Consider the following 11,214-nt stretch of genomic DNA (forward strand, 5'->3'; position numbering starts at 1 on the left):
ATCGTGTTCATCGGCGGCATCACCATCCCCTCGCAGTAGTGGAACCACTGCAGGTAGTGCGGGAACTCGGGCTGATCCACGGCGGGCTTGAGCTTCCCGGGCGCGTGGCGGGCCAGGATGTACTCGACGATGGCGCCGGACTCGTAGATCTGCACTTCGTCGTCATCGAGCACGGGTACGCGGCCCAGCGGGTGACGCGCCCGGTGCTCGTCGGACTTCAGGTCCTTCGGGTGGAAGTCCATCCGGTTCAGCTCGAACGGAAGGTCCAGCTCCTTCAGCAGCCAGTAGATGCGGCTCGCGCGCGAGTTCGGTGCGAAATGAAGTGTCAGCAAGGTTCTCTCCTAGTTTGCTCCGCCCCGTACGAGGCGGCCGGGCCGCGCGCCGGTATCGGCGTCGTCGATCCGCGTCCTCGTCCCGGCAACGAAGGTGGCCGTGTATCCCTTGGCCGACTGCAGCACCCGGCTGCCACCGGCCGGCAGGTCGTGATGAACCTCCAGGCCGCCCAGTTGCAGGTTGTCGAGGTCGATCAGGTTCAGGTCGGCGCGCTTGCCGATCTCAAGACTGCCGCGGTCGTGCAGTCCGTAGAGGTTCGCGTTGTTGAGCGTGTGCTTGTGAACCATGAACTCGAGCGACAGCCGCTCCCCCCGGGAGCGGTCGCGCACCCAGTGAATCAGGGAGTACGTCGGCGCCACCGCGTCAAAGATCAGGTTCACGTGCGCACCCGCGTCCGACAGACCGGCGACCGTATGCGGGTGTGTGAGCATCGTGTGGATGACGTCGTGGTTTCCGCTCATGTAGTTCGAACCGAGCACGATCGCGAAGTTCTTTCCTCCGCCGTCGACCAGGAAGTCGTAGATGTACTCCGGAACGTCTTTTCCGGCGGCCGCCGCCTTCGTCATGAACATCCCCGAAGGCTCCGGCTCGTAGTCGATCGGTAGGGAGATGGGGAACATGAATGGGGCGGTGCGACCGAGCAGCTGGTGCACATTCGCCATGGCGCCGGGCTGATCGACCGGGACGTCCGCGTCCTGCAGAATCGCGGCCTTCACCTCGGGCTTCTTCATCTCCGCGACGCGCTCGGCGAGCGGCAGGTCCGCGAGCTTCAGGTACGTCTCGCGGCGCTGGAACATGTGGTAGGTCTGCAGCCCCGTAACGAAGCCGATCGGACGGCAGGCCACCTGGGGCCGCAGGTCCGAGCCCTTCGCGTTCTCCTCGGTGACCCCGTCCAGGAACGCCTGCCACGTGTCCGGATAGTCGGGGATCTGCACCGTCGTGAATGTAACCGGCCGGCCACACTCGCGGCCGACACGTTTGATCAGCTCGAACTCTTCGAGGAGTGTGTAGCGCTCGCCGCCGATCTCCTTGAGCTCACCCACGGTGCTCGCCGGGATCAGCTCGAAGACGCCGGAGCCGGCGCGCTTCATCCCCTCGGCGAGAGCGAGCAGCTCGTCCTCGGCCGCGAAGGTTCCGGGCACGGGCTCGCCCGACATGCTGCGATGCCCGATCGTGCGCGACGTCGAGAAGCCGAGCGCACCGGCACGCATCGATTCCTCGACCAGGTCGCGCATCCGCGTAAGGTCGTCCGCTGTGGGCGCCTCATTGTCACGGCCGCGCTGGCCCATCACGTAGCTGCGGAGCGGACCGTGGGGCAGCTGCGCACCTACGTCGAGCGTCCAGCGACGGGTCTCGAGGTAGTCGAGATAATCGGGGAAGCTCTCCCACTCCCCCCACGGCATCCCTTCGTACAGTGCGGTGCCCGGAATGTCCTCGACACCCTCCATCAGCTCGATGAGAATCCGCTCACCGCCCCGCTCGACGGGAGCGAAGCCGACGCCGCAGTTCCCCATCACGACGGTCGTGACGCCCTGGGAGGCCGACGGATCCATCTGTTCGTCCCACGTCACCTGACCGTCGTAGTGCGTGTGCAGGTCGACCCAGCCCGGCGTCGCGATTAGGCCGTCGGCGTCGACCGTCTCACGGGCCGCCTCGTCGACTTTCCCTCGCGCCACGATCTTGCCATCGCGAATCCCGAGGTCGCCGCTCTCGCCGGGTGCCCCGGTGCCGTCTACTATTTTTGCGCCTTTGATCACGGTATCCAGCATGTCGATTCTCCTTGGCGTGAAGCGTTCCCGAGCTCGGGAAGGCGGGCCGGTCAGTTCGGGTAGTAAACGAACTCGTCGTCGGGCGACTCCGGTTGGTTCAGGTGTTTATCGATCGAGATCGCGGCCGCCGCTCGGGACGGCCAACGCGGAGGCGCCTGCTCCGCGAGGTGCACGGCGAGGACCGCATCGAGCTCGGCGAACTTTTCCGGAAGTTCACTCGCGAGGTTGTTCTGCTCCGTCGGGTCGTCGGCCATGTCGAAGAGCCAGACAAATTCGTCGTTCGGGCCGCTGCGTTGGAGCTTCCAGTCCTCGTGCAGAACACCATCCGCCTCGTCTCGGACATTCGGGAGCAGGTCTACAACGTCCATCTTCCGGTCGGTCGGCATTTCCGCGCCCGCAGCCGCCACGGCCGTCGCGTAGATGTCGAAGTGGTGCACCGGCTCGTCGTACCTCTGCCCTGCCGGAATCCCTGCCGGCCAACGCATCATGTACGGCACGTGAACGCCGCCTTCGAACAACGTGAGCTTCCAGCCCCGATAGGGACGATTCACGTCCGGCAGGCCGATGTAGCCGGCACCGCCGTTGTCGGACGTGAAGATCACGATCGTGTTCTCATCGAGGCCGTTATCGCGAAGCGCCTCGAGAACACGCCCCACACTTCGATCCAGAGCGCGGATCATCCCCGCGTACGTGCGCTCGGTATGACTCTCGATGTTCGGGTAGGCGTCGTAGTCTTCCTTCGTGGATTGGAGCGGTGTGTGGATGCCCCAGTGCGCCAGAGAGAGGAAGAACGGGCGATTCCGATTGTTCTCGATCACCTTCACGGCCTGATCCGTGTAGTAGTCGGTCGTGTGCCCCTCGGGTTCGAACTCCGGGCCACCGTTGTAGCGCACCGCGTAGCCGCCCATCGTCCAGGGGAAGCGGTCGAGCGGGTCGAACATCTGCTTCGAGTTGACCGTGTCGGGATGGTCCTCGGGTAGGTGCAGCACGCCCGCCATCAGGAGGCTCTCGTCGAAGCCTTGATCGTTCGGCGGCCGCTCCGATGGCGGCGCCTCAGCGACGTCGGCGATGCGAAACACCCGCGACTGAAAAAGCGCGCTCATATGCCCTCAAACTTATGGCACCAGATATGCCAACAAGTCAATGCCGTGAAGCCCCCCTCGCGGGTCGGCTGACCCGCCACCTGCTATCCGAGGCTTGATGCCCTCTCACCATGAGAGTAAACCTCCCGCCAGCATGAAGGCGAAACCTGGAACGAAGCTCGGCCTCGCGGCGCCCATCGTCGCCCTGGCGTTCTTCTTCGGGTGGTTCGCGATGAACAACGCCGTCGGGGTCCCAGAGAACCGAACGTTCTTCGTCCTCGGCTGGTTGCTCGCCATCGCGCTCGGACTTGGGGCCTTCGTCCGCGGCACCAGGTGGTACGGAGGCATCGCCGCCGCCCTCGGGATCTTCATCGGCACGTTTCTGCCGATGACCGTCTACATCAGCCCGCAGCAGGTCGGCGCGGGTGCCGTCCAGGTGGGAGACACGATCCCGCAGTTCAAGGCGGTCGACGAGTTCGGGGAGTGGTTCGACTCCGAGGCACTCCAGGGCCATCATGTACTCATCAAGTTCTTCCGTGCCCATTGGTGACCGTACTGTGTCGCCGAGTTGCGGCGATGGGAGACCCTTCGGCCCGAGTTCGACAAGCGTGACATCCAGGTGCTCACGGTCAGCACCGACTCGGTCGAAGAGCTGCAGAACGGGCGCGACGCCCACGGCCTGCAAGCGATCATGCTGTCCGATGCCGACCTGAAGGTCACCGACGCGTTCGGTCTGCGCAACACGCTCGTTCACTCCGCACCGCCGGGTGACGAGCAGGAAGCACTGCCGGTGCCCGCGTCGCTCCTCGTCGACAAAGACGGAAAGATCCTCTGGATGGACCTCTCGGAGAACTATCAGCGGCGCTCCGGCCCCGATGTCGTTCTCGCGGCGATGCAGAAGCATCTGGACTAGCGATACCGCACATTGAAGAATCCATTCCGAGCCATCTCGCCGACGCATCCGAAGCCGAGCGGGCCTGGTTTTCGTCGGACCAGGGAAGCGACTTCAAGGTCACCGAAATCGTCGATCCCGACAGCGTCAGAGATCCGGCGAGCGGGGGCCGTAAGCTTCAACTGATTCTTTGCGGCCACAAGGACGGGCAGGCCGTCTGCTTCCGCTTCGCACCGGAACGCGAAGGCTTCGACGTCGAGCACGCGGCGCCGTGGCCTCTCTTCGTGATGCTGCTTCTGGCCAACGGGTGGTTTCTGCGGCCCGTCCCGTTCAACTGCCGTCCCGGCGAAAACACAGTCCCAAAGCGAATCCGAAACGCGATACTCCGACTGGCAGGCTTCGTCGCCGTATGGATCGCCGCCGGCCTGCTTCTTCCCACATGGATCGTGGTGCTCCCGTTCGCGGGCTGGGTCGCGAAGGTCGCGCCCGGCATACGGCTGGTCAACAATCGCTTCCAGACCGTCGGAGGAGCGCGAAGTGATCCAGCTGGTGGAAGGCTCGGACCTGTCGGTGCGCCGCACGCTGCGCGAGCTGGGCGTGAGCCGCTCGATTTTCTACGCCTGGTACGAGCGCTACCGCGAGCATGGAGCCGCGCAAGCCCGCGACGCGCCGTCACTGGAATCGCATTCCTGAGCGCGAGCGAGCGCGGGTGGTCGAAGCGGCGCTGGCCGACCCGGAGAGATCGCCCAGAGAGCTGGCGTGACAGAGGACGGACCGGACAAGCCAATTCATCTCTGAATCCAGCGTCTATCGCATTCTAAAGGCGCACGACCTCATCACGAGTCCGGCCTACGTCTCGATCCGGGCCGCCGATCGCTTCCAGCATCCGACGACGCGGCCCAACGACCTTTGGCAGACGGACTTCACGTACCTGCGCGTGGTGAGCTGGGGCTGGTACTACCTGTCGACCGTGCTCGACGACTACTCGCGCTACATCTTGGCGTGGACGCTCGGCACGGCGATGAAGGCGTCGGACGTGACCGAGACGCTTGATCTGGCGCGAGCGAAGGCAGGAGTCGACGAGGTGGCGGTCGTGCACCGACCTCGGCTGCTGAGCGACAACGGCCCTTGCTACGTCTCGGGCGAGCTGGCGACCTATCTTGGTCGTCACGGGATGGAGCACACGCGAGGAGGCCGTACCATCCGCAAACCCAGGGGAAGATCGAGCGCCACCACCGGTCGATGAAGAACGTGGCGAAGCTGGAGAACTACTACAGTCCGTGAGAGCTCGAGCGTGCGATCGGTCGCTTCGTCGAGCACTACAACCATCGGCGCTACCGCGAGTCACTGGACAACGTGACTCCAGCCGATGCATATCACGGGCGGCGCACCGCGATCCTGACGCGCCGAGAACAGACCAAGAAGAAGACAATGGCTCGTCGTGCGCGACAGAATCTACGCGCCGCGTAGGCGGGCAAACGTGCCAGAAGTGTCTCTTATAAATCAGGCCTACTGATCCCGAAGTCTTTGACGACGTGCGCCCACGCTGCGTCTTAAAACAGAACAGAGCTAGCAGATCCTCTCAAGGATGGCGTCCCACAGCGCGACGCGAGCCGTGAGGGCACGTAAGGATATTTCTTCGGCCCGCCCCATCAGTTCAGGCGAGGACGCAAGCAACCTCTCGACCATTGCTTCGGAAGCCAACGAATGATCCTGCGAGTCTATATCGACGTGCCGTTGCAAACACGCAACCAAGGTGCCGCAGGCAAGACCCTCTTGAGACAGATTCGTAGCAATCGGTAGAAACATTTCCGGAATGATCAGTTCTCGAGAATAGTGAAATGCCGCTACACGGACCGCAACAGGCTCTTCGAGAATTTCGGATGTCGCTTGAAGAAACTCGTTAACTGATGGGGTCAACTTTGCATCTGCGAGGACAGATTGAAACAAGGCGCCACGACGAACTTCCGCTATACAAAAATTAATCTCCGAACAATCCGCACCAATTTCGGTCATTGCTTCCAAGTACCATTCAAAGTGAGAAAGTTTCCGAAACCCATCGCCCTCGGGAATGGAGTCGCTCTCTTCCGCCAAGACCAATGCGTTGACAAGCCTGGCGGTCTCCGGGTCTCGCCCCGGGAACCACGGCAGGGAAACTGTCGTCAAATCCCTTTGCAGACTTTTTAATAACGTCATGAAGTCCCACACTGCGAATACGTGGTACTCCGTAAAAAGACGCAAAGCAGACGGAGTCTTTATGGCCCCATAGAGCGGGTGGTTCCGAAGAACCTCACAAGCCTCTTCCCAATTCTGGGTTTTGTTCACGTCTGCGATCCATGGCCACCACTCCAGAAGAAGTTGCGGCGGGCGGCTTCTCTAGCCAATCCTAGCATCGGAAGTTTTCAATCTGTCGAACTATTAAGATTTTCACGATAGCGTCCTTTCGCCGTATTCTCTGGCATCTGCATGGACTTCTAGCGCAACAGGAACTGATCCAAACAGAGGTATATGGAATAAACCTGCACGTATTCTAGGTTGCCCACAACCCCACTCGCGTTCGGCACGTACTCGCAAAAAAGAGAGCCCAAGGAGCCAAGATCGAAGTTCCTCAGGGAAGTGGTCAACTTCCGGGAGAGAGAGCAACGACATGGTAAAAACTCGAGATTCAAATTCGCGAGCTTGCCGAGCCCGTCCGGCGGCGACGCAGCGGCCGCTTGAGTCCCAAAAACCCGACCTGACTCGAGGTTTTGCGGTGGCGACTACCCGTCGACCTAGGCGAATAGGTCGGTCAGTTTTCCTATTGTCATACAACATCTGGGATACGCCCGGCGGATAGCGCATCGCGTTTTTGGGGCGCGTTCAGTCTCGTTCGGGACCCCACTCCATCGCTGTTGCTGCGCCTGCGCAACCATTTTCTACGCAGCTTCGAGGTTCTCTACTTCTTTCTGCTGATCCGGTTCATGGTGCTCAGCGGCAAACAACCCGACCCGGAGAACTTCACGGACTAGTTTCTGTACTGGGAGAAAAAGCTCGAGGAAAGTTTGGGTGACTACGTCGGGGGAGATGAGCCGAACACTGTCGACATGATACTATTTGGCATCCTTCAATACCATTTCAGCAATCCAGTCCCCCCGATCGCGTCACTCCAAACGGATCCCAAACTCCCGCGAGTGCGTTCGTGGATTGGCACGATGCAAAGGCGCTTTGCCACTTACCCCCATCTCTACTCGGGCGTCTACTTCGAACCGGCTTCTCCGGCACCGGTGTCCGCGCCTACTTTGGAGCGAATCGCTTTCTGGCTCGGTTCGCTCTGTATGGTAGCCGCCTTTCCGATCACAGTTTCGCTGGCCCTGCTCGTCGCTGCGAGAACGCCTAGAACCGCACCGGGCGCCTAACGAACGCAGGCGCTATCGGACGCAAATCGGGCCAGCCTCGGTAGCGCTTCGAACCAGGCTTGGAGTTCGCTCGTCAACTGATCTGCGTGACCCGTGGCACCGATGCTGCGGTACAGGTCGAGCGCTTCGCGAAGCGCGACATCGTAGGCAGCCGCGTTACCGAGGGCGTGAACCACCGGTGGCTTCCGGTTCCGCGGCAGGTACTTCGACAGCGCCGACTGCGCGACGGTGAAGCCGAGCTTGAGCAGTTCGCCATGGGTCCGAGGTGCTCCCCATGTCGGATTGGCCTCGTGCATCGTCGCGATGAGGTCCTGGAGTTCTCGCGAGATCCCAGGACACCCGAGCTGACACCGTCGGCTCTTGCCGCGCCAGAAGAAGCGAAAGCCCTGGCGATGCCAGCCGATCAGGGTCTCGGGCTGAACCAAGACGAGAGATTGACGCCATCCAGTTCAATGACGGAAGAGCCACGCCCACAGTAGGCGGTCTCCCCCGTGCAGAGCGCGCCGACGGCCACCACCCTGGCGTTGCAGCACGAGAAGCTGGTGGCGAAGCGCAACGACCTCGACGCGGAGAGCGACAGAGCTGCGAAAGAGGTCGGGGAACGTCGAGAGGAGAGCGCGAAAATCGGTCTCCTGTAGCCCCGCGGTGTAGCGGCCCGACAGGATTCCTCAACAATCTCAGTGCGATCGAGTTGCCGGAAGCCACAACCGCGGGACACTCGTTCGCGGATGAATGAAAATGAATTGCATGATCCCCGCCGCGAGCAAAATTTTGGGTCGACAGGCGGTGATTTCGCGAATCTTTCAAATTGATGTAACAGAATCAGTGAGGAGCTATACTCCCTAAAGGCTGCTTGTACTTCCTATACTGCGTGTAGCTGCATTCCAAAGTCTTCGATGACGGGACATAGGTTATGGGCACGAACGCCGAGCAACGAGACCTCAAGCCACCAGGAGCCGCGTTCGGCGAACCCAGCTTCCCTTCCTACCTCACCGAATGGCCCGCAGCCCGCAAGTCTGCGTTGATCTCAGGGCTCGTCTTGGGCCTAGTGCTTTACGCAACCGCGTTGCTGGATTACGCGGCGCAACACCCCGCGGAAGTCCCTTTCATCGATCCGACCGTACTCGAACTCCAGATCCAGCTCTCGTTCGGCACTCTGGTGCTATGGACCCTCCTCGGCCTTGTTTCCCTGGCCGCCCGGGGTCGATTCGACCACCGAGAGTTTTTCCTTCATGCGCCCCTCCAACTTTTTGCCGTCAGTAACGCGGTGTTCTCGTACTTCTTCGGAATATGGACGGTGCCCTACGGGGCAGTGGTACTCATTGGCGCAATCCTAGCGGCGCTTCCCGTTTTCGGCACAAAACCCACGCTGCTTGGCGCCGCAACGTGGGGCCTAATTACGGCAACTCTCACCGTACTCGAGCAACAAGGTGTGGTTCCGTACGCACCGTTGTTCAACAACATGCCCGTTATCGCGGGGCAGCTCTCTCCCTACTATCTCCTTGGCATTGGCTCGATCACCGTAGTCGGAATTTTGTTCTGCGGCACTCTTTCCATCGCTGCAATCAAGCAACTGCAGGCCCGTGATCGAGACCTCCAAAGAAACCGCGAGCAACTTCTCGCCTCACTGAACGAACTTCATCAGAGCCACCAAATCATCAGAGAGGCGAACGCCGAACTCGAGCACCGCGTGGAAGATCGTGTCACCGAACTTCGTACTACCAACGAGCAGCTGACGGCGAAATTCCGCGAAGGACAAAAGGCCGCCGAGGAAATCAATCGTCTCCGCCAGGCGATGGAGGCCGCGATCGAGGGCGTTGCCTACGTCGACACCGATGGTCGCTTCACTGAAATCAATGCGGCCTTTGCCACGATGCATCAGTGCGACCCGGGTACGATGATTGGAACCCTTGCGGATGAGTGGGTCGTGCCAGAAGACCGCGAAGCCGTGGCTACTGCTGTCTGCGGCCTAGAGCGAGGGACCAAGCGCGAACTGAGATCACACGGCCTTCGTCTCGACGGAAGCCCCTTCTCCATGGAGCTGTCTCTGGTCGGTAGCCCACACGACCCATCGGTCGAGCACCACCGCTTCGCCCGCGATACCACGGAGCAGGAAGCGTTGGCCGCAAAGCTCACCCATGCCACGAAGATGGAGGCGATCGGCCGGCTAGCGGGGGGCATCGCGCACGATTTCAACAACTTGTTGACGGGAATTCTGTCAGCGAGCGAACAGCTGGAAAGCCGCTTCCAGGATTCGGCCGAGCACAGCGATGCCCTCAAGTTGGCGAGTACTGCGCGAATGGCCGGCACGCGGGCTGCCGAACTCACACGCCAGCTTCTGGACTTTGCCCGTTTGAAGCGCCCAAAGGATGAAGTCATCGATGTTCACGCGAGTATCGAAAATTCCATGCAACTATTGAGAAGTGCCATCAACTCATCGATCCGGGTCACCACCAATCTCGCGCCGGAGACACTCCTCACCCGCGGCGATGCAGCACGCTTCGAGAGCGGAATTCTGAATCTCGGATTGAACGCACGCGACGCCATGCCCGATGGCGGCGAGTTGACAATTTCCACGTGCAAGGTGCGCCTGCCGTCTCAAGAGATCGGAACTGCTGAAACGAACTCGCCACCGATCGATTTTATCCGGGTGGAGGTCACGGATACAGGGGTTGGAATCGAGAAAGAAAACCTCACAAAGATCTTCGAGCCATTCTTCACGACCAAGCCAACAGGCCAGGGGACCGGGCTTGGCCTGTCGGTATTCGATCGCTATCTCGATGAAATTGGCGGTTCGCTAGAGGTGGAGAGCACACCCCACAAGGGGACAGTCTGCTCGATCCACACACCTCTCACGAGGCAAGTCGGGGACCGCGAGATGGAACAAGAGAACGACGACTCACTCGAGGGCAGCGGAGTCTTGCTGATCGCGGAAGACGACAAACAGGTCATGACGGTACTCAGTATGATGCTCGAGGCTGCTGGATATTCCGTGATCCCCTGCGAGGACGGAGGAGCGGCAGTCAAGGCTTTCGCGGACAACCATGAACAAGTGGCAGCCGCCCTCATCGACTTTCGGATGCCAGTAATGAACGGCGCCGAGGTGTTTCGCGAGTTGCGACAGATCAATCCGAACATCCCCGTCGTGCTCATGAGCGGGAACCTTTCTGACCCTGACCTTGATGAATTGAAGGCACAAGGCCTCAGTGGGATCGTGACCAAACCCTGTACACGCAAGACCTTGCTCAGCGCGTTGCGCGAAGCCGCCCCTCCGCGGTCGGCCGCCACGAGATCGACCAAGAACTCGTCGAGAGACTGAAGCTGCTCGGGCGCCAGTGGTGAGAGGGGGCTGGCTCTCCGGTGCTCTGGCTGGGCGAGGTCGACTTGTCGAGCGAGCTGCGTATCGATCAAGACGAGGAACACGTCGGGGTGCGGCTCGGAACGGGGACAGCCCGCGAGCAGGATACGCGAGGTCGATGTCACGTCCGCAAGGGGGTGTCGTTAGGAGGTTCGGAGCGTAACGACAGCGGGTTGTTCGCGGCGGCACCTGCTCTTTGGTTGCGGGCGAGTTGAGGCGCGTGGGCGTATGTTCGGGTTCAGCAGAAGTTGGACCAGTTAGGGGTTTGAAATAAGAGACACTTCCGGCCCAACCGGAAGGAGCACCTGATGGGTAAGGCAGAGAGTGCGGAGAAGGTAGTCCGCGACATTCAGCGCAAGACGAGACGCCGTTTTTCGGCGGAAGA

The 11,214-nt window shown here is 61.0% G+C and carries 10 protein-coding genes and 1 pseudogene; 6 read left to right on the plus strand and 5 right to left on the minus strand.

Features of this window, described 5'->3' with window-relative positions; translation table 11 throughout:
- From P8R42_21530 to P8R42_21540, 3 genes are all read right to left on the minus strand, one after another.
- On the minus strand, positions 1-332 hold a 332-nt coding region (locus tag P8R42_21530; GenBank protein ID MDG2307181.1), incomplete at its 3' end, for a glutathione S-transferase.
- Positions 333-341: 9 nt separating this feature from the next.
- On the minus strand, positions 342-2,102 hold the full coding sequence (locus P8R42_21535; GenBank protein ID MDG2307182.1) for an amidohydrolase family protein: 1,761 nt from the start codon (positions 2,100-2,102) through the stop codon (positions 342-344).
- A 50-nt stretch (positions 2,103-2,152) separates the two neighbouring features.
- Entirely contained in the window at positions 2,153-3,205 is a 1,053-nt protein-coding gene (locus P8R42_21540) for a sulfatase-like hydrolase/transferase (GenBank protein MDG2307183.1), read from the minus strand.
- A 133-nt stretch (positions 3,206-3,338) separates the two neighbouring features.
- On the opposite strand from P8R42_21540, the gene P8R42_21545 reads away from it, so the two are divergent.
- The 4 genes and pseudogenes from P8R42_21545 to P8R42_21560 all read left to right on the plus strand — a co-directional run bounded on the left by P8R42_21545 (position 3,339) and on the right by P8R42_21560 (position 5,322).
- Positions 3,339-3,734, plus strand: a complete 396-nt coding sequence (locus P8R42_21545) for a hypothetical protein (GenBank protein MDG2307184.1) — start codon at positions 3,339-3,341, stop codon at positions 3,732-3,734.
- Positions 3,735-3,749: 15 nt separating this feature from the next.
- Positions 3,750-4,097 (plus strand): annotated as a pseudogene (locus tag P8R42_21550) (redoxin domain-containing protein).
- A gap of 516 nt (positions 4,098-4,613) precedes the next feature.
- A complete protein-coding gene (locus tag P8R42_21555) occupies positions 4,614-4,769 on the plus strand; it encodes a helix-turn-helix domain-containing protein (GenBank protein ID MDG2307185.1) in 156 nt (51 codons plus the stop codon).
- Between the two features lie 166 nt (positions 4,770-4,935).
- Positions 4,936-5,322, plus strand: coding sequence for a DDE-type integrase/transposase/recombinase (locus tag P8R42_21560; GenBank protein MDG2307186.1), 387 nt, complete (start codon positions 4,936-4,938; stop codon positions 5,320-5,322).
- 323 nt (positions 5,323-5,645) lie between these two features.
- Here P8R42_21560 and P8R42_21565 read toward each other — a convergent pair whose 3' ends face one another.
- Complete coding sequence (locus P8R42_21565) at positions 5,646-6,401, minus strand: DUF3050 domain-containing protein (protein ID MDG2307187.1); 756 nt, start codon at positions 6,399-6,401, stop codon at positions 5,646-5,648.
- Between the two features lie 1,066 nt (positions 6,402-7,467).
- Positions 7,468-7,896 (minus strand): hypothetical protein, encoded by a 429-nt coding sequence (locus P8R42_21570; protein ID MDG2307188.1) that lies wholly within the window; start codon positions 7,894-7,896, stop codon positions 7,468-7,470.
- A 66-nt stretch (positions 7,897-7,962) separates the two neighbouring features.
- On the opposite strand from P8R42_21570, the gene P8R42_21575 reads away from it, so the two are divergent.
- The gene (locus tag P8R42_21575) at positions 7,963-8,109 is read left to right on the plus strand and encodes a hypothetical protein (GenBank protein MDG2307189.1); all 147 of its coding nucleotides are present in this window, start codon (positions 7,963-7,965) and stop codon (positions 8,107-8,109) included.
- 275 nt (positions 8,110-8,384) lie between these two features.
- Positions 8,385-10,790 carry a response regulator gene (locus P8R42_21580; GenBank protein ID MDG2307190.1) on the plus strand — a complete coding sequence of 802 codons (2,406 nt, stop codon included), beginning with the start codon at positions 8,385-8,387 and terminating at the stop codon, positions 10,788-10,790.
- Positions 10,791-11,214: the final 424 nt, after the last annotated feature.

The organism is Candidatus Binatia bacterium, from assembly GCA_029243485.1.
In the GTDB taxonomy this organism is placed as follows: Bacteria; Desulfobacterota; Binatia; order UBA12015; family UBA12015; genus VGTG01.

What these genes read in the sequence shown, in the direction of transcription:
- P8R42_21545 (MDG2307184.1), top strand. Translation starts at nt 3,339, where the DNA reads ATGAAGGCGAAACCTGGAACGAAGCTCGGCCTCGCGGCGCCCATCGTC.
- P8R42_21535 (MDG2307182.1), bottom strand. Translation starts at nt 2,102, where the DNA reads ATGCTGGATACCGTGATCAAAGGCGCAAAAATAGTAGACGGCACCGGG.
- P8R42_21540 (MDG2307183.1), bottom strand. Translation starts at nt 3,205, where the DNA reads ATGAGCGCGCTTTTTCAGTCGCGGGTGTTTCGCATCGCCGACGTCGCT.
- P8R42_21580 (MDG2307190.1), top strand. Translation starts at nt 8,385, where the DNA reads ATGGGCACGAACGCCGAGCAACGAGACCTCAAGCCACCAGGAGCCGCG.